Annotated in this window: 21 protein-coding genes and 1 pseudogene; 18 read left to right on the top strand and 4 right to left on the bottom strand. The window is 68.1% G+C overall.

The features are described 5' to 3' along the window. The first annotated feature begins 11 nt into the window (after window positions 1–11). The 8 genes from HUT18_RS18310 (at window position 12) to HUT18_RS18275 (ending at window position 7054) form a co-directional block, all read left to right on the top strand. Window positions 12–428, top strand: a complete 417-nt coding sequence (locus tag HUT18_RS18310) for a minor capsid protein (protein WP_176101702.1) — start codon at window positions 12–14, stop codon at window positions 426–428. A 17-nt stretch (window positions 429–445) separates the two neighbouring features. Then, on the top strand, window positions 446–919 hold the full coding sequence (locus HUT18_RS18305; RefSeq protein WP_176101701.1) for a phage tail tube protein: 474 nt from the start codon (window positions 446–448) through the stop codon (window positions 917–919). Beyond that, on the top strand, window positions 916–1383 hold the full coding sequence (locus HUT18_RS18300) for a hypothetical protein (RefSeq protein WP_176101700.1): 468 nt from the start codon (window positions 916–918) through the stop codon (window positions 1381–1383). Before HUT18_RS18305 ends, HUT18_RS18300 begins: the two co-directional genes overlap by 4 nt. Before the next feature lie 296 nt (window positions 1384–1679). Further along, window positions 1680–3881, top strand: a complete 2202-nt coding sequence (locus tag HUT18_RS18295; RefSeq protein ID WP_176101699.1) for a hypothetical protein — start codon at window positions 1680–1682, stop codon at window positions 3879–3881. Window positions 3882–3884: 3 nt separating this feature from the next. Continuing rightward, window positions 3885–4757: a phage tail domain-containing protein gene (locus HUT18_RS18290; protein WP_176101698.1), complete on the top strand. Its 873-nt coding sequence runs from the start codon at window positions 3885–3887 to the stop codon at window positions 4755–4757. Between the two features lie 14 nt (window positions 4758–4771). Further along, window positions 4772–5893 (top strand): hypothetical protein, encoded by a 1122-nt coding sequence (locus tag HUT18_RS18285; protein ID WP_176101697.1) that lies wholly within the window; start codon window positions 4772–4774, stop codon window positions 5891–5893. Beyond that, entirely contained in the window at window positions 5874–6740 is an 867-nt protein-coding gene (locus HUT18_RS18280) for a hypothetical protein (protein ID WP_176101696.1), read from the top strand. The genes HUT18_RS18285 and HUT18_RS18280 overlap by 20 nt, the downstream gene beginning before the upstream one ends. Window positions 6741–6760: 20 nt before the next feature. Next, a complete protein-coding gene (locus tag HUT18_RS18275) occupies window positions 6761–7054 on the top strand; it encodes a hypothetical protein (protein ID WP_254878680.1) in 294 nt (97 codons plus the stop codon). 73 nt (window positions 7055–7127) lie between these two features. On the opposite strand, the gene HUT18_RS18270 is transcribed toward HUT18_RS18275, so the two are convergent. The 3 genes from HUT18_RS18270 to HUT18_RS18260 are packed head-to-tail and all read right to left on the bottom strand — an operon-like array spanning window position 7128 to window position 8429. Further along, window positions 7128–7340: a DUF397 domain-containing protein gene (locus tag HUT18_RS18270; protein WP_176101695.1), complete on the bottom strand. Its 213-nt coding sequence runs from the start codon at window positions 7338–7340 to the stop codon at window positions 7128–7130. Between the two features lie 22 nt (window positions 7341–7362). Continuing rightward, window positions 7363–7578 carry a DUF397 domain-containing protein gene (locus HUT18_RS18265; RefSeq protein ID WP_176101694.1) on the bottom strand — a complete coding sequence of 72 codons (216 nt, stop codon included), beginning with the start codon at window positions 7576–7578 and terminating at the stop codon, window positions 7363–7365. Next, window positions 7575–8429: a helix-turn-helix transcriptional regulator gene (locus HUT18_RS18260; protein ID WP_176101693.1), complete on the bottom strand. Its 855-nt coding sequence runs from the start codon at window positions 8427–8429 to the stop codon at window positions 7575–7577. The genes HUT18_RS18265 and HUT18_RS18260 overlap by 4 nt, the downstream gene beginning before the upstream one ends. A gap of 245 nt (window positions 8430–8674) precedes the next feature. Here HUT18_RS18260 and HUT18_RS18255 point away from each other — a divergent pair, with 245 nt between their 5' ends. The 8 genes from HUT18_RS18255 to HUT18_RS18220 all read left to right on the top strand — a co-directional run bounded on the left by HUT18_RS18255 (window position 8675) and on the right by HUT18_RS18220 (window position 14663). Then, entirely contained in the window at window positions 8675–9088 is a 414-nt protein-coding gene (locus HUT18_RS18255) for an ATP-binding protein (protein ID WP_176101692.1), read from the top strand. Further along, window positions 9085–9813, top strand: a complete 729-nt coding sequence (locus HUT18_RS18250) for a hypothetical protein (protein ID WP_176101691.1) — start codon at window positions 9085–9087, stop codon at window positions 9811–9813. The genes HUT18_RS18255 and HUT18_RS18250 overlap by 4 nt, the downstream gene beginning before the upstream one ends. A 161-nt stretch (window positions 9814–9974) precedes the next feature. Then, window positions 9975–10367 carry a hypothetical protein gene (locus HUT18_RS18245; protein ID WP_176101690.1) on the top strand — a complete coding sequence of 131 codons (393 nt, stop codon included), beginning with the start codon at window positions 9975–9977 and terminating at the stop codon, window positions 10365–10367. Beyond that, window positions 10364–11224 (top strand): endonuclease/exonuclease/phosphatase family protein, encoded by an 861-nt coding sequence (locus HUT18_RS18240; protein ID WP_176101689.1) that lies wholly within the window; start codon window positions 10364–10366, stop codon window positions 11222–11224. Before HUT18_RS18245 ends, HUT18_RS18240 begins: the two co-directional genes overlap by 4 nt. After that, a complete protein-coding gene (locus HUT18_RS18235; protein WP_176101688.1) occupies window positions 11221–12108 on the top strand; it encodes an endonuclease/exonuclease/phosphatase family protein in 888 nt (295 codons plus the stop codon). The genes HUT18_RS18240 and HUT18_RS18235 overlap by 4 nt, the downstream gene beginning before the upstream one ends. Before the next feature lie 103 nt (window positions 12109–12211). Further along, window positions 12212–12508: a putative ATP-grasp-modified RiPP gene (tgmA, locus tag HUT18_RS18230; protein ID WP_176101687.1), complete on the top strand. Its 297-nt coding sequence runs from the start codon at window positions 12212–12214 to the stop codon at window positions 12506–12508. Window positions 12509–12514: 6 nt separating this feature from the next. Beyond that, window positions 12515–13486, top strand: coding sequence for an ATP-grasp ribosomal peptide maturase (gene tgmB, locus HUT18_RS18225; RefSeq protein ID WP_176101686.1), 972 nt, complete (start codon window positions 12515–12517; stop codon window positions 13484–13486). Further along, window positions 13479–14663 (top strand): methyltransferase domain-containing protein, encoded by a 1185-nt coding sequence (locus HUT18_RS18220; protein WP_254878679.1) that lies wholly within the window; start codon window positions 13479–13481, stop codon window positions 14661–14663. The genes tgmB and HUT18_RS18220 overlap by 8 nt, the downstream gene beginning before the upstream one ends. A 148-nt stretch (window positions 14664–14811) precedes the next feature. Here HUT18_RS18220 and HUT18_RS18215 read toward each other — a convergent pair whose 3' ends face one another. Further along, the gene (locus HUT18_RS18215) at window positions 14812–15165 is read right to left on the bottom strand and encodes a hypothetical protein (RefSeq protein ID WP_176101685.1); all 354 of its coding nucleotides are present in this window, start codon (window positions 15163–15165) and stop codon (window positions 14812–14814) included. Between the two features lie 731 nt (window positions 15166–15896). Between HUT18_RS18215 and HUT18_RS18210 the strand changes: the two genes are divergently transcribed. Together HUT18_RS18210 and xerC are read left to right on the top strand one after the other, a co-directional pair. After that, window positions 15897–16613 carry a helix-turn-helix transcriptional regulator gene (locus HUT18_RS18210; RefSeq protein ID WP_176101684.1) on the top strand — a complete coding sequence of 239 codons (717 nt, stop codon included), beginning with the start codon at window positions 15897–15899 and terminating at the stop codon, window positions 16611–16613. Next, a pseudogene (gene xerC, locus HUT18_RS18205) lies at window positions 16614–17990 on the top strand (tyrosine recombinase XerC); the annotation flags it as partial. It abuts the gene before it with no gap. Window positions 17991–18203 lie beyond the last annotated feature (213 nt).

The raw sequence follows: 18203 nt of genomic DNA, 5'->3' as shown, positions 1-18203 counted from the left end.
AGGAGTGTGCCGTGCTGCTTCACGCTCTCGCGCAGCATCTACATGATCACGGGCTACTGGCGTACGACCCGACCGGCACCACGGGCGACACCTTCATCGAAACCATGCCGCCCTATCCCCATCGGGCGGTCTGCTTGTCCCTTTACGGGGCGGGCCCTACGGATCCCCGTTCGGGATGGGACGTGCGCAGTCTTCAAGTTCGGTGTCGTGGCACAAGCGACCCGCGTCTCTCCCGCCGTCGAGTCGAGGCGATTTACGGCGCGCTGCACGGGCTCACCCGCACCGAACTGCCCGGCGGTGTGTGGCTGGTGCTCGCTGTCGCACAGGCCGCGCCCGCGCCGATGGGGACCGACGCGAACGGCCGGCACGAGCACGTCGTGAATTTCCGGCTCGATATCGAATTCCCCACTCTTCACCGACCCTCATAACGAAGGGAGTTCCCGTCATGGGACGACCGATTGACGCACGCGACTGGATATTCGAGGTCAACGACGCCACCGCGGAATGCGAGACGTGGCTGCCCATCGAGAACCTGACGAGTTTCACCCACAACCCGGGTGAGAACGAGGAAACGGCCGATACGACGACTTTCGACAGCCGCGGCTATTACGAGCAGGACGTGATGCAGCGCGGTGCCACGATCGAACTGGAAGGGCAGTACGCCATCGACCCGCGTACCGGGGAGCAGATGCCGGGGCAGGCGTACGTCGACCATGTGTGGACTCCGCAGGTCGGCATCGACTCGCGCAACCTCGTTCGGTGGCGCCACCGTTCGCAGGATCGTTGGGCGGTGTGGGAGGCCACCGTCACGCCGGACGAGCAGGGCGGCGAGGTCAACGACAAGACGAGTTGGCAGGCCACATTCACGCGGTGCGCGCGCCCGTACTGGGCTCCGGTGTGCGTGGAGGTCGCCGCATGAGCGAGGACCAGCTCGGCCCGGTCGACGAGGTCGAGGCCGCCGATTTCGACGAGTTTTTTGGCGAGCACGCCGAGGCGCGCACGGGTGCGGTACTGCGCCTGTTCGGGGTCGAGTACGTGCTGCCGGCCTCGCTTCCGGTGCTGTTCACGCTCCAGATGGAGCGCGTACGCGACAGCAGCCACCCGGACGACATTCGCCGCATGCTGGCCTCGCTGTTCGGCCCGGACGCACTCGATGCGTGGGCAGAGGCCGGTATGACCGACCGGCAGCTCGGCATCGTCCTGGTGTGGGCTGCGGCCAACTGCCGAACCCCGGGAAGCATCGGTATGGCCGAGGCCGCGCGGCTCTACGACGAGCGGGAGGAAGCAGGCGAGGAGGGAAAAGCCTCGTCGCCGAATCGGGAGCAGCGCCGGGCCGCGGCGAAACCGGGCCCGAGGCCGCCGAGTTCTGGCGTGCGGTCCTGATTCATTGGGGTGCCGTCGAGGCCGATCTCGCCCGCGAGTACGGGGTGAGCGCCGACGATCTCGCGCGCCTGAGCACCCGGCGTTTCCTCGTCCTCGTCGGGGGACTTCCCTCCGATTCGCAATTCGCCCGCGCGTGGGCTCGCACGCCGCGCAAGGTCACGGACCCTCGTGAAATCGCGGCACTGACCGGCGCACCCTCCGCATAAGGGAACGGTGCGCCATAACTGAATAACAACCGAATACCAACAGCAGGACCTAACGGAATACACAACTGAATATGCGGGGTGGTCTGCGCCATGGCGCTTACTGTCGGCGAGCTCGTCGGATTTATCGACCTTGACTCGTCCGGGGCTCGCCGGGGCGTGGCGCAGGCCGACCTCGCGCTACAGGGGTTGCAGCGGTCGGCCGATGGCCGGCTGCGGGACATGCGGGGCCAGTTCGTCGCCGAGTCGGCAGCCCTGGGCGTTGCGGTCGGCGAGGGGATCGGCGGGGGCGCCGAGCGAGCCAGGGCGAGTATCGCCGGCCTCGGCCCCCTGTTGGGGGTGCTCAAGGCGTCGACGCTCGCGCTTGCTGGCGGGGCTGTTGCGGCCGGTGGTGCCCTCGTTGCGATACCGGCGCTGTTCGCCGGGATCGGCATCAAGGCCGCGGCCTCGTCGCAGGAAGTGAAGGACGCGTTCGGCAGCCTCAAAGAGGACGTGACCGGCCAGGTAAAGGGCATGGTCGGCCCGATCGAGGATCAGCTCGTTTCGATCGCGGGCAAGGCCGGGGACACGTTCAAGACCATTGCGCCGAGCCTGAAGCAGGCGTTCGCCGCGGTCGCTCCGCAGATCGGCACGCTCGCCGACGGGGCGCTGTCGATGGTGGAAAAACTCGCCCCCGCCCTGGCGAGCTCGGTAAGTGCGGCCACCCCCGTCATTGAGGCGATATCCGACGGTCTCGCCTCGATGGGCGACGGGTTGGCCGGGTTCTTCACTGCTCTGCAATCCGGGGCGTCCGGCGCTGCTACGGGGCTCTCGGCGCTGTTCTCCGGGATCTCCGGCATCTTGCCTGCGCTGGGGCAGTTGATCGCGCAGCTCGCGCAGGCAGGCGGGCCCGTGCTGTCCGCCCTCATGGGGGCGCTCGGGCCGCTCGTCTCCCAGCTCGCCGGCGCGTTGGGTCCGGCGCTCGCGATGCTCGGGCCGCCGTTGCAGCAGTTGATCGCCGCGCTCGGCGCGGGGTTGCAGCCCATCGTCGCCGCCCTGGGCCCGGTGCTCGCCGCGGCGGCCGGCGCCATCGGGCAACTCGTCTCGGCTGTGGCGCCGTTGCTGCCGATCGTGGGGCAGCTCGTCGCCGCGCTGCTGCCCGCCTTGACACCCGTCCTGACTGCGGTTGGGCAGGTGTTCGCGATGCTCGCACCGGTCGTGCAGCAGCTCGCACAGGTGTTGATGACCGCCCTTGCGCCGATCCTTGCTCAACTTCCCGTACTCATGCAGCCGTTGATGCAAGTCCTTCTCACCATGGTTCAAGGGCTGCTGCCCGTCCTGTCGCAGTTGCTCGTTGCGCTCGCGCCCTCGCTTGCCGAGCTCGGGCTCGCGTTCTCTCAGGTCATGGTCGCGCTTGCGCCTCTGCTTGTTCAGATCGCGCAGCTCAACACGCAGTTGCTGCAAGATCTGATGCCGGTTTTGGTGCCGCTGATTGCCCTCTTCGGCAAGCTCGCGTCCGTATTCGCAACGGCGCTTTCCAAGACGCTCACAGGGGTTGTGGTCCCGGCGTTGAACGTCGTCGTTGCGCTGCTGCGAGGCGACTTCTCCGCCGCCTGGACGCAGGTGCAGGCCCACGTCGCCAAGGTCGGGGCGTTCCTGCAATCGCTGTTCGCCCGGCTGGTCACGTGGGCGAAAGGCGGGATCGACGGGGCCGTGCGCTGGATCGCGAGCCTTCCCGGCCGGGCAGTTGCCGCGCTCGCCTCCCTCGCACCGAAGCTGTACGCGACGGCTACGAACGCGTTCAACCGGTTCAAGGCCGGCATGGTCGCTGTGGGCGAGCAGGTCCTCGCGTGGCTGCGCGGGCTGCCCGGCCGCATGGCCGCCGCGGTCGGCAGCCTCGGCAACCTCCTGTACGGCAAGGGGCAGGACGTCGCGCGCGGGCTGCTGCGCGGCGTGCAGTCCATGAGCGGCACGATCAAATCGACCCTCACCGGATGGGCCAAGAAGGTCATTCCGGGGCCGATCAGCAAGGCCCTTCACATCGGTTCGCCCTCCCGGTTGATGGCGCGCGACGTCGGCCGCTGGATTCCCGCGGGCATCGTCGCCGGTATCCGGTCCGGTGAGGGCGCCGTCGACCGCACCATGCGCCGCCTTGTTCCCACCCCCGCCGTGCCCTCATTCGCCGGCGCGGCCGGTATGGGCGCGGCCGGGGCCGGTTCGGGGCCGCTGGTGCACATCGAGAACTGGAACACCGCGGGCGCCTCGCCGGATCAGACCGCCGCCGCGCTCGCCTGGCAGATGAAAGCAAGGGGATAGCCCGTGACCACCCAGACCACCCGCCCGGGGTCCGTGCAGTACGGCTCTCTGCTGCTCGGCCCCGGCACCCCCTACAGGTGGAAGAAACTGACCGGTTGGGAAGAACTCCCGGCCCTGGACTCCGGCACCGTCGCCCGGTCCGGTGCGCACGGCGCCTACCCGGGCGCCCTGCTCGCGCAGCCGCGCACGATCACGTTCGAGAACATGGTGATCCGGGCCCCGGTCGAGGAGATCGGCGAGGCCATGCGCGTGCTCAGCGCCGGTACGGGTCTCGTCGACGAGGAGGTGCCGCTGCTGATCCACACCGACGAGCGCGGACCGCTGCTCGCGTTCGCCCGGATCACAAAGCGTGCGGTCCCGGTCGACAAGGAGTACGCGGTCGGCACGATCACCGGCGCGGCGCTCCAGTTCGAGGCGAGCGACCCGCGCCGCTACGAACCGGCCGAGCAGTGCGCCGAGACCGGTCTGCCTGAGCCGTGCCTCGACTGGCACCGTGACGACGAGGGCGACCTGCTGCGCGGGATACCGGCGAGCACCGGCAACCTGACCGTGCGCAACTGGGGCGGGGCACCGACTCATCCCGTGATCACGTTCCGGGGCCCGGTCGGCACCCCGTCACTGACCAACGAGGCCACCGGGGTTGTCCTCGAATACGGGGTGCAGCTCGACGAGGGCGACAAGCTGACCGTGGACACCTACGCCTCTTCGGTGGTGCTGAACGGCGCCGAGAACCTGCACGACACCGCCACCGCCCGCAGCTACCCCGAGGAACTGTTCACGCTCCCGCCGGGCGACACGGCGCTCGCGTTCCGGTCCCGCACCGCTCCCGACCCACACGCGCGCGCCGTTCTTCGGTGGCGCTCGGCCCACTGGTGAAGGGAGCAGATGCCGTGAACTTGCCTTCTGCGTACCGGGTGTTGGTGTGTGATCTGCGATCCGACCGGCTACTCGACGTGCTGCCGCTGCATGACGTCACGATCGACGATTTCCTCGGCAAGCCGGGCAGCCTCAAGGGCACCGTGCCCATCCCGAACCGCGCCATGGCCGCCCGGGTGCGGCCAATCCTCGTCCCGGGGCGTACCGCGCTGTGGGTCGAGCGCGGGCGCGACATCTGGTGGGGCGGAATCCTGTGGACCACCGAGGCCGCCAAGGACGAGCGCGGGTTCGTGTCCGTCGGCATTCAGGCCGGCACCGTCGACACGTACCTCGATCACCGGATTCTGTTCGACACCCTCGAAGCCAAGAACCTCGATCAGTTCGACATCGCGCGCGACCTCGTCGACTACGTCCAAGCCACCCCGGGCGGTGACCTCGGCATCGGCTACGACACCGCCCTGTCCGGGGTGAAGCGGTCCCGGAAGTTCTCCCGGACCGATCTTCCCCGGGTGCGGGAACTCCTCGACAAACTCGCCGGCACCGAGGGCGGGTTCGAGTGGCGCATACGGTGCTTCCGCGACCCGGCCACCGGCCGCCGCGCCAGGCAGCTCGACCTCGGGCACCCCGTCATCGCCCGCGGCGAGGCCGCCCTCGTCCTGGACTCCCCCGGCCCGGTGCTCACCTACAAGTTCCCCACCGACGCCACCGTGCAGGCGAACGTCTGGCAGTCCCGCGGCGCGTCGACGAACACCAACCAGGCCGCCGCCACGAAACCGCTCGTGTCCGAGCTGCTGATCGCCGAGGACGACCTCGCCGCCGGCTGGCCCCGCCTCGATGGCACCAGCGACTACACGAGCGAGGAGACGCAGCAGGGCCTCGACGAGCACGCCCGCGCGGACGCCGCCGCGGCGCGCCGCCCGGTGTCCATTCCCGAGATCACGGTGCACCTCGGCAAGCAGATCACCCCCGACCTGCTCGGCCGCACCGTGCGCCTGCGTATCCGCGATCTGTGGTTCCCCAACGGCTACGACGTCCGGCACCGGGTCGTCGGCATCACGGTCACCCCGCCCGAGCGCGGACGCGCCGAGTCCGCCCAACTCACCCTGGAGAACCCCTATGGCAACGATCCCGAATGATCTCCTCGACCGCATCCGGCGCCTTGAGCGGCAGGTGCGCGAGCTCGCCGGCCGCTCCCAGACCCGCCCGCCGCTGAATGAGATATCCGACGGTGCCGTGCGCATCGTCGACGGTGGGCAGCTCGTCGTCGCCCCGCCCGGCAAGGACTACGCGACGTTCACCGTGGGCGAGTGGCCCGACGGCTCGTTCGGCATGGTCGTCCGCCGGTTCGACGGTACGTACGCGCTCACCGTCGAGGGCGAACGCGAGGACCGCGGCACCGTGCGCATGTGGTCGCGTGACCTCGCAGCGCCCGACCGCATCCTCGTCATGGACGACCGGCATTCCGACCGGTTCCTCGGCCGCCCCTGGATGCCCGTCCCGCTGCACCCCACCGCGGACCAGTCGACCACCTCGGACGGATGGCGGTATGCGTGGGTCGGCAAGGCACCCGCACACAACGCCGTTGCCGTACTGCGCGCCTCGACCTACGCCGAGGCCGGCGCCGAGGTCCGCCTCGTCATGCTCCCCGCCGAGGGCGAACCGGTCGTCGTCACCTCGCGGAAGGTGCCCGCCCGCGCGTGGACAACCGTCCAGGGCGTGCAGCCGCTGCACGGCGTCGACTTCCTCGACGAGGTCGGATGGCAGATCCAGCACCGCAGCCTCAAGCGCGGACAGCCCGTTGAAACCCGGCTGTTCACCGCGTACACCCGCAACACTTTCACGGCCGACGAGGCGCCCGACCTCCCCCTCGGCCGCAACCCCGACACCGGCAAGACACCCGACCCCCGCCTCGACGTCGAGGCCAACGAGGACCAGGGCGAGCACCAGCTCGACCGCGCCCCCGCCCCGACAGACCACAACTGAACAGGAAGGACACCCCACCCATGTCCGATGCCGCCCGCCGCACCCTGCGCACCATCGTGCAGACCCTGCTCGGCCTCGCCGCAGCAACACCGCTCATCATCGACGCAGCCGGAATCCCGCGCACCGCCGCCGGCGTCGCAACCGCCCTCGCAGTCGCCGCCGGTATCACGCGCGTGATGGCCCTCGACGCCGTACAGAACCTGCTCCCCAAGTGGCTGCGCACCACCCCGCCCAAGCCACTCCCGACACCGCAGCCGGCCCCCACCGGCCCGGACCGCGCCCCCGCCGCCCCGCGCGACGGTGGCAGCGTCTAACCACCCCACACGCATTGCGCCCCCGGTACCGGCCAACTGGCCGGCGCCGGGGGCGCTTTCGCGTTCTGGTGCTCTACAGGTCGAACGCTCCGGCGACCCGGCCGACGAACGTCTGCACGGCACGGCGGCCGAGCAGAAGCGCCGGACCCGTCGGGTTCTTCGAGTCGCGCACGGCGATCTCAGCACCGAACTTCCCGAGCTCGACGCAATTACTGTTCGCGCCGCTGTAGCTGGACTTCACCCACTGAGTATCGATATCGCTTGCGTTGGGGACATGCTCAGACATAGACCGGTCCTTTCCTCTTGAGTTAGAGGTCGAACGCCCCGCCAGCGACTCGACCGACGAACACCTGCACGGCAGCAGGGTCAAAGACCAGGGCCGGCCCCGTCGGATTCTTGGAGTCCCGCACCACGACCTCGGCGCCATACTCGCCGATCTCCACACAGTTACTGTCCCCACCGCTATGGCTGGACTTCACCCACTGAGTGTCGATGGCGCTTGCGTTGGGAATGCGCTTGCTCACTTTGTGGCTTCCTTCAATTCAGTGATCATTTCGAGGGACTTGTCGAATCCCAACGCGTCTGCTCGCAGCAACTCAAAGGCCGCTCCGTAGAGTTCCACGTCTTCGTCATCTTCGATATAGAGGCTGTTGGAAAGGCTCTCCAGCAGGACAACGTCGAGGTCCGTACGCTCTGGGAATCCCAGGATGGTGAACGCACCTGCCGCACCAGGGTGCGGCGCTGACCGCTCGGCCATGACTTGGATGTTGACGTGCGGGAGCTCCGCGAGGTCACACAGTCGCTGCAACTGATCCCGCATCACTGCCGGGTTGCTGGCCACCGTGGTACGCAAGGCGGCTTCGTGGATGATTGCCCAAACTTCCAGCGGTTCCGGGCGAGTCAAGACCGACTGGCGGGCTACCCGGACTTCAACAAGGGCATTCACCTTGTCCGGGGTAGCGCGCAAGTTGATTGCGCCGATGACGCTGCGCGCGTAGGCCGAGGTCTGAAACAGGCCAGGGATCAGCAGGGTCTCGAAAGTCCGTATCCCGGACGCCTCAGCTTCGAGGCTGATCAAGTCTTGATAGACGGGCTTCAAGATTTCGCGGTAGCTCTGCCACCACCCACGCTTACCGCCCTCACGTACGAGCTTCAACAGCCCTTCACGCTTGGCCTCGTCGGTGAACTTGTACAGGTCGAGCAACTTCTCGACGTCGCCGGCCTTGGCTGCGACGCGCGCAGTCTCGATGCGAGACAGCTTGGCCACAGTGAAACCGACTCGCTCCTCTACGACCTCAAGCGTCAAGCCTGCGTCTTCGCGCAGCTTGCGCAGCGTCGCACCGAGGCGCCTGCGTCGAACGGTCGGAGCGCTCATCTCCCCTTGTCCTCCCTGGTCTGGGGGCAAGTCTGCACCGCGCTGGGAGCGGTGCGCCACCCGCGTCAGGGCGCACGCTACTCGTCAACTCCCGTGCGGCATATGCAAATTTACTGATCTTGAGAACTACTTGCGCGCTCGGGAGTTGAGTAGCACGCTAGGCGTCACGACCTGCATGCGAAGGGTGAGCCTTCGCATGGAGTGGGGCCGGTTCTCTCGTCATGCCATCACGCACCGGAGGGGCCATGAACTTTGTGGAGGATCTGCCTTCACAGCGCTACGAGCAGCAGCTCAGGGCGCACCCGGACGGCATCCCTGGTGTCCGGCGTGCCGTGACTGCCCTGCTGACGCTGTGGGGGCGTGAGGCCATAACGGACACGGTGAATCTGTGTGTGACCGAACTCCTGGCGAACGTGGGGGCGCACGCGAGTTCACCTGAGTGTGTGCTCACGCTCCACAACCACCCGGACCGCCTCCGGGCCTCGGTTCGGGACACCGAGCCTGCCCTACCAGTCGTGAAGCAGCCTGACTTTCTAGCTGAAAACGGCAGAGGTATGTACTTAGTTAGCGAATCCGTCGACAAGTGGGGCGCCGATCCTGTCCCCACCGGCGGGAAAGAAGTGTGGTTCGAGCTGAGGACGGGGGGCGCCTCGTCGTGACGATCTCCCCTGAGTTCATCGGCCGTGTCATGTCGTGGGTGTGGATCGAGGAGACCGAGGCCGGCCCCGCCGGTTTCGTGTTCCTCGCGCACCCCCGGGACCCCGCCGAGAACCTGCACCGCACGGCCGAGGTACGCGACGTCATGGGCGAACTCGCGGACGCCTTATGGCTGGTGCCCCTCACCTCGAAGTCCTCTGGTAACGACGTCGCCGACATCGGGCCGCGCGTCGAGATCGACACCCCTTACCGCGCGCTGCTCCGCCTCGCCGACGGGATGCCTTCCATACCCCTGGCCATCGGCCCGGACTGGGCAGACCGGGTGTCCGCGGAACGTCTCCCCGTCCTGGTGTTCCTCAGCGCTCTTCCGATTCCGCCGGACAGCGATTCCGAGCGGGTCGACCTCGTGATGCGCACCCCGATCGTGCAGCGCCATATGCGCGTGGGCTGCACCCGCCTCGTCACCCCCGCCGGCGCCGTACAGCTCGGCGCCCCGGGCGATACCGGGCCGAGCGTGCCGAGCGCCGCGCACTTCCGTGCGACAGGCCAGCACATACGGCCCGATGACGTGGTGATCATCGGCGGTGTTCCGCACATCGTGAGTAACGCCGAGAACCGTGCCGCCGGAAGGGTCCGGCTCCATTTCACGGACGGCAATTTCTACACCCTCGAAGCCTCTCAGCGACTCAAGGTCACCCGCCCGCCCCGGGTCGGGACTCACGCCTGAGCAGGCGCCCCCAGATTCCCGCCCCTTGTCGCGCTCGACCGACGGGCTTCCCCGCCGACGTCGCGTGATCGGGGTGCGGGTTCCACACCGCAGGAAGCCTCGGCAGCCGGTGCAACGGCTGCCGAGGCAGCAACGCCACCAACCCCTACGGAAGACGACGCATGCGCGACTTTATCGACTGCCTCGCCATTTGGCTCGGGCCCGGAATACGCCGGGCTCTCTACCGCCTCCCCTTCCTCCAGCGGCCCGCGCAGCCGGAACCAGTGCTCCCCGTGCCGCTGCTGCGCAAGCCCGTGCGCCTCTCCGCCCCCTTGCCCCTGCACGTGCGGGTACGTCGGCTCACGCACAACGCCGAGAACCGGTACTCGATCCGGCCCTATCAGCTCCGCCAGGAGTGGAGCGACCAACTGCGCCGGGAACGGCGCACCGCCGCCGCCCTTGCCTCCCTCGGCATCGACTACGACGCCGACCTCGTCGCCGCGCTCAACTCCGGCGCCCTCACCTACGACAACCACCCCGTACGCACCCTGTGCCAGAACGGAGCGCACGCATGACCGCCACCCTTCGCGCCGTGACATGGAACCTCTACCTGGGCGGACTCGACGGGCACGTGCAGACCCGCCTCGACGCTCAGCTCGACATCCTCGCCGACCTCGCCCCGGACGTGCTCGCGCTCCAGGAGTGCACCAACTGGGACGTGAACGGCGAGCAGCGCCTGCTCGACACCGCGCACCGCCTCGGCATGGCACCGGCCCTCATGGCGCCCTCGTCCATCGGCGACGGCCGCAACTTCACTGCCCTGTTGTACCGGCCCTCACGGCTGCGCCTGCTCGCCCGACGCGTGATGGGGGCAGGGGTGTTCCATCACGCCCTGCTGCGCGCCCTGCTGCGCCCCGTCGAGGCAGGCGACGACGACAGGTTCGACCTGCTCACCCTCGCAACCCACCTCAGCTACACCGACGGCGACACCCGGCTGCGCGAAGCGCGCTGGCTGACCGACTACGCAGGCGACTTCCCCCAAGTCCCCGCCCGCGCGCTCCTCATGGGCGATCTCAACTGCCCCCACCCCAACGACCCGACGCCCGATTGGGAGCAGGACCACCCCCGGAACATGTGGCCGCGCTACCGCTCGATCGGTGCCGCTGGCCAGTGGGGCGGCCTCGACACCCGGGCCGTGCGCGTACTCCTCAACTCCGGCTGGCAGGACCCCGAGACCCTGACCGACACCCCCAAGACACACACCGTCGGCGACTACTGGGCCAACGAGCCCCCGAAATACCGGCTCGACCACATCCTCACCCGCGGCCTGGCCGTCAAGTCCTACTACACACAGGAAACCGGCCGCCTCTCCGACCACTACCCCAGCATTTGCGACGTCGTCCTCGACACCCCGAAAGGCGCCGCCGCATGAGCCCCGACACGATCACGCTCGCTGTGTGGAACCTCGACGCCGACGGCGGCGCCGACGGGGTGCACTGGGGACACGCGCACGACATCCTCGACCTGTACCGGCCCGACATCGTCCTGCGCCAGGAAGCCAAGCACAGCCGCGCCGGCGGCGAGCGCCGCCTGCACGCCGCGGCCGACCGCCTCGGCCTCGTCGACTACCTCTCCGCCCCCGACCCGGGCAACAAAGACGACATCGCCACGTCCATCCTCATACGCCCCGGCATGTTCACGGTGCTGCGCAACAACCCCGTGATGAAACCCTGGTGGCTGCACCCGACACACCTCGTTGTGCGCTTCGGCAACTGCCCGCGCCTGCTGAACCTCGTGTCGTTCCACATGTGCTTTTACGACCCCACCACCCGTGCCACCGAGGCCCGTTGGCTCACCACCCTCGCCAATCGCGAAATGGCGACCATCGTGGGCGGGGACACGAACTCGTACACCGTCGACCCCGGGCCCGTCCCCCCGCCGCAATGGCCCGTCGGGGACCGCGCGCACATGGTGCACCGCACCATCCCGGAAGCCGACGGCGAGCTCGTGCGCGACACGGAACCCGACCGAATCCTGTGCGACGCCGGGTACACCGACCTCGCCGCCTACACCGAGTGCGGACTCACCCAGTCCAGCGCCCGTAACCCCACGGCCGGATACCGCCGCCGGGACCAGGGCGGCCCCCAGCGCATCGACCGCGTGTACGGCTACGGCATCCATCCCGCCGTGGTCGGTGTGGAAGTCGTCGACAACGACGAGACGCGCAGCGTGTCCGATCACGCGCTCTTCCTCGTCCGCCTCGACCGCGGCCGGCTCGAACGCGTTCTCTCCTTCGCCCCCGAGGCAGCGGTCTGACCGTCACCGACGGGCCCCAAAGCTCCCGGGCGGCAGGCGGACGCATTCACCGCCCGTCGGCCGCCCGGGGTTCCACACAACAACCGACAGAAGGGCAAACCAAGTGATCACCTTGGCGCACCCGCGCGAGGCATTCCCCCTCGCGCCCGAAGGGGGCCGTATCCCCCACAGCAGCGAACCCCCGAGCGCCCCGGAAACCCGCCCGTGGGCCCTGCGCTTCGCACGCACCCCCGACGCGACACAGGCCACCGTCAAACCGGCCGCTCTCTACGACGAGGACTTGCAGATGTCCGTCGGTCTCTACGACGGGCCCCTGCCGTTCATGCAGACCCACAGCCCCACCATCCCCGACGGCAGTATCACCAACCCGCCGCCGCTCGACGAGGGCACCAAGGACTGACGCGCCATGACCCACGTTCTCGTAGTCGCCGCACGCGAAGACTGGCCAACAGACCGCGTCGTCAAGGTGCTGCAAGAGCGTGGGGTGCAGGTGTTCCGCATGGACACCGCCGAGTTCCCGCAAGAGCTCACCCTCGCAGGGCGCATCGACGCCCTGCGAGGGTGGCACGGCCAACTCGCCACCTCACGCCGCTCCGTCGACCTCGCCGACATCCGCGCCTGCTACTTCCGCGCCCCCCACCCCTTCAACCTGCCCTCCGGCATGTCGGACGCCGAACGCCGGTTCGCCGCCGCGCAAGCACGCTCCGGCCTCGGCGGAATCCTGTCCGCCCTCGACTGCCGATGGGTCAACCACCCCGCCGCCATGTCCCGCGCCGAGTACAAGCCCCACCAACTCGCCACCGCGCGGCAGTGCGGACTCACCATCCCCCGCACCCTGATCACCAACAACCCGGCCGCCGTCCGCGAGTTCGTCGACGGCATCGCGGGCCCGGTCATCGTCAAACCCGTTGCCTCGCCCGTACTCATCGAGGACAACGAACTCAAGGCCGTCTACACCCGCCGCCTGACCGACGACGACCTCGCCGACCTGCGCGGCATCGACACCACCGCCCACATGTTCCAAGCCTGGATCGACAAGGCGTACGAGGTCCGCCTGACCGTGGTGGGCGAGGCCATGTTCACAGCCGAGGTACACGCGGGCAGCGACGCCGCACACGAGGACTGGCGCAGCGACTACCGCTCACTCACCTACAAGGCCACGGAAGTTCCCGACCTCATCCGGCTCGGTGTCCGCCAGCTCATGCGCAAACTCGGTCTGAGCTTCGCCGCTCTCGACTTCATCGTCTCCCCGGGAGGAACCTGGACGTTCCTCGAAGCCAACCCATGCGGCCAATGGGACTGGATTCAAGGCGCCACCGGACTGCCCATCGCCGAAGCCATCGCCGACGAACTGCAAGGAGTCACCCCCCGTGCATGATCCTGCCGTTGCCGCGCGCCCCCACATGGCAGCGCTCGCCGACGAACTCAAACGCGCCGGCGCCATCCGCTCCACGCCATGGGCCCGCGCATTCGCCACCATCCCCCGACACGTGTTCGTCCCCACCTGGTTCGCCCAAGAGACCAACGAGCAGGGCATCACGGTGTGGCGCCAGCAACGCGCCACCAAGAGCCCCGAACACCTCGCCGCCGCCTACCGTGACGACACCCTCGTCACCGCCCTGGACCCCAAGACGGCCGAGCAGGTCGACGACACCGCGTGGACCGGCATTCCCACCTCGTCCAGCACCCTGCCAAGCCTCATGGCCGGCATGCTCGAAGACCTCGACGTCAAAAGTGGTCACCGTGTCCTCGAAATCGGCACCGGCACCGGCTACAACGCCGCCCTGCTGTGCGCCCGCCTCGGCGACCGCCTCGTGCACTCCGTCGACATCGACCCCGCCCTCGTCGAGGCCGCGCAGGATCGCCTCGCACAGCTCGTCTACATGCCCCGGCTCGTCGTCGGCGACGGCCGCCTCGGGAACCCCGCCGAGGACAAGTTCGACCGGATCATCGCCACCTGTTCCGTGCCCGCAACCGACCTCCCTACGGCCTGGATCGAGCAGACCGTGACGGGCGGGCTGATCGTCGCCGACCTCGTCCTCGGCATCGAGGGCGGAATCGTCCGACTCACGGTCGACGACGACCACCGGGCAACAGGGCGCTTCACCGCCACCGCCGGGCGCTTCATGGCCGCACGAGGCGACGCACAGACCTACCCCACCGCGAACCGGGCCCCCCTCGCCCCCGAGGCCAGCTCACGCCAAACCACCCTGACCGCCGCCGACTTCCGCGCGCACTACCCCCTACGACTACTGGTGTCGGCCCATCTGCCCGGCACGGAACTCGTGTACCACGTCGAGGACACGACAACGTCCGTACAGCTTCAGCGCACCGACGGGTCATGGGCTCGCATCCCTCTCACCGGCGACCACACCAGCACCGTGACCTACGGCGGAGACCCGGAACTCTGGCAACGCGCCGAGGCCGCATGGCAATGGTGGAACGAACACGGCCGACCCACGCACGGCACGTTCGGGTACACCCGCGAGGCCGACGGCGCCGTCGCCCTGTGGCACGAAACCAGCGGCGCCCGCTGGGCAATCACAAACCCCTGACAACTGCCCTGCACGGCCACATAGCCACCAATGCCCCGGCGCTCATCACGTCGGGGCGTTGCTGAATCTGCGGCCAACCCGGTCCGTGCTCCCCCTTGTGCGTAGACCCCACGGGGTTCACATGATGCGAGTAGTCAGCCCTGACTTGTCATGGACGCAGTCGCACCGGATAAGGATCATTTGGGATGTGCTCGGGCGAGTCCAAGACGAGTGCAACCCTATTTTCAAACCGGTTGCGCTCGGTTACTACGTGTCGGATGCGGTCGCTACTCGACGCTCTACGAGCATTCTCCGACAGCTCGGAGAGCACGCCACGAACGGCAACGACTGTAGCGGCGGCGGCACCCATCACTTCGGCGGGTCCCTCGATACCGACAGCCGCCTGAGCACGACGAACTGCCTCATACTTAGCAGTCAGCGCAGTGAGGGCGACCGCCACTGAGCTGTCATCTCCCTGCGTTGCGGCCACCCTCACAGGGATGAAAGCGTCCTCGAATTCCATGACGCTGTGCATGAACGTGACGTATGCCTCTCGACGGGCTTGATGCCTCGCTTGTGCATGTTGGCCACGAGAGCCGAGCCTTCCCGTGATCCGCGCAGCGACGAGCGCGCCCACAGCACCAACTAGCGCCCCGATCAGCCCTGTAACAGCCCCCGAATCCATGCCTGGCATTGTGCCAGGCATGGGGCATCTGAGGGGCATGACTCCAGGTCTATGGTCCCTCGCGGATGCAGGACAGATCTGACGGCTGTCGCCCACCTCGGCGAGGGTTCGGGCTCCTGCCGCCGCATTCCGAAGTGCGGCAACAGGAGCCTTTCGGGGGCGTTCCCGCAGGTCACGCCGCAGTAACCAATAACCTGTCGTGAGAGCGAGTCATGCCGCTGTTGGGCAAACATCCTCGGACTTGCTCTCTACTACGCCGAGGTAGCGCAGCAAGTCGTACCGAGTCACGCGGTACTGCCGACCAAGCCGCAGCACGCGCACCGGGTACGCCTCCCGTTTGGCGAGCGCGAACCCCGTAGTCCGCCCCAGGTCTAGGGCGCGGTTCGCAACGTCGAGAGAAAAGCTCACGGGCAGAGCCAGCAACTCATCGTGTGTCATCCCCCGCTGCTCCTCGACCTCGTCAATGGCCCGTGGCATGCGTGCACCTCCCAATCCGATCTGGTCTGAACACCGCACACGCTACCGACCTGCGCTGCCACAAGCCAGAATGAATGTGATATTGATTCACCATGGAGCAACAAGGATGGCCGGAACGACTGGCCGCCACGATCGCGCACGAGGTACGGCGCTACCGCCTCAACCTCCGCATGAGCGCACAACAACTGTCCGACCGCTGCACCGAACTCGGAATGGAGATCCCACGCGCAGTCATCTCGAATCTCGAAAACGGCCGCCGAACCTCCGTCACCGTCGCCGAGCTCCTGGTGCTCGCCGCCGCCCTCGACGTACCCCCCGCGGTACTCGCCTTCCCCGTCGGCTACACCGAACAGACCGAAGCCCTGCCCGCGGCGCCAACACCGCCGTTCGAGGCCGTGCGATGGTTCGCAGGCGAGGAGCAGTCAGCCACCCCGGGAACGGCCGCACAGGGCCGCGCAGCCGCCTTGCAGCACCTCGCGTGGCGCACGGAAGGGCACGGCGGTGAAGCCCTGTCCGGGTACCGCAAGGCGGACCGCACCGCCGAGGAAGGTCTCAAGCACGCCGACCGCGCCGACCGCATGCGCGCCGACGCCTACGACGTCGACGACACGGCCACACGCGACGCTCTCGCCCACGCCGCACACAAGCAGGCCGAGCAAGCCGAGCACGCGCGCACGCGCCTTCAGCGTGTCCTCGAAACCCTGGACGAACTCGGCGCCACCGTCCCGCCCAAGACCATGCACGTAGCCCTCTTCCAGCAGACCACCCGAGGCACCCCGCCGAGGGCCAAGCGCACCAAGGGGAAGTGAGTGAAAGGCATCATCACCAAGCGTTGCAGTTGCCGTGACGCCACTACGAACAAACAACTCGGCGCTGCCTGCCCGAAGTTGCCCAAGCGGCAGCACGGCGTGTGGTCGCTCGTCCAAGAGCTTCCGCCGCGCAGCGACGGCACCCGCCGCCGGTTCCGCCGCAGCGGCTACGACACCAAGACCGACGCGCAGCAGGACCTCGACAAGCTGCGCGCCCTGCTGAACATCGCGGGCAAGGACGATCCCGAGGGCCGCATCCGCCTTGCAGACCTGCTCGAATCGGTGTCGGCGAGCAAGGAAGACATCCCCAACTACGACGAGACCAAGCGCAGGTTCAGCACCGGCCAGTCGCTCACCCAGCACACCACCGTCGGCGAATGGCTCGACCTCTGGCTCGCTGGCCGGAAGTCGGTCCGGGAAACCACCCGGGACCGCTACGAGGTCGACGTCAGGCTGCACCTGAAACCGCGCATCGGACACATACGCCTTGACCGCCTCAACGTGCCGCACCTCGACGCCATGTTCGAGGACATAGCCGAGACGAACGAGGAAATCCGCGACGCCAACACTCTCCGCCGCGATGCGCTGGACGAGCTCAAGAGGGTTCCCTGGAAAGGGGTGGAGAACCGGGGCCGCCGAAAGGCCCTGAAAGCCGCTATCGCAGAGATGCCGCCGTTCCGGCGTATCACCGGACCCTCGTCACAGCAGCACATCCGCAGGACGCTGCGCGCAGCGCTGAACATCGCCATCGCGCGAGGGCACATCACGTTCAACGCCGCCGTGCACGTCGAGCTCGAACAGGCCAAACGGCCCAAGCCGCTCGTGTGGGAAGAGCACTTGGTCGAGGAGTGGCTGAAGACCGGCGAACGGCCCTCACCGGTCATGGTCTGGACTCCCGAGCAGGCCGGGCAGTTCCTCGACTTCTTGGCCGAGCGAGGCGACCGCCTGTACGGCATCTACCACGTCATCACGTTTCGCGGGCTGCGCCGCGGCGAATCCTGCGGGCTGCGGCGCCTGGACCGGAACCGCAAGCGCAAGACGCTCACCATTGCGACGCAGCTTGTGCAGAACGGTTGGGAGGTCATCGAGAGCGCGCCGAAGACGGACAGCGGCGAACGCGTCGTCACGGTCGACGAGTACACCGATGAAGTCCTCGACGCGCAGGAAGCGTTGCAGGATGCCGAGCGCGCCAAGTGGGGCGAGGCGTGGGTCGACAGCGGGCGCATGTTCACCCGGGAAGACGGGTCCATGATCCACCCCGGTTGGCTGTCCGATCACTTTGAGCGGGCGGTCGAGGCGTCCGGGCTGCCGCCGATCCGGCTGCACGATCTGCGGCACGTCGCCGCCTCGTTGATGCTCGCCGCCGGGGTTGACGAGAAGATCGTGAGTGAAACGCTCGGCCACAGCAGCACGTGGTTTACGCGGGACACGTACGAATCGGTGCTGCCGAAGGTCGCTGCCGCGGCGGCCGAGGCCACCGCGCGCATGGTCCCGCGGGGCGCCTCCCGCGCACCCGCGCAGGCTCCGGAGGAGACGAGCCCGGCCTCACAGACCGCCGACCTTGCCGCCGTCGAGGAGCCTTCCGAGCAG

The sequence above is a fragment of the Streptomyces sp. NA04227 genome, assembly GCF_013364195.1.
Lineage (GTDB): Bacteria > Actinomycetota > Actinomycetes > Streptomycetales > Streptomycetaceae > Streptomyces.
The sequence above is the reverse complement of the archived record's forward strand: the minus strand, read 5'-3'. Positions and strand labels throughout refer to the sequence as shown.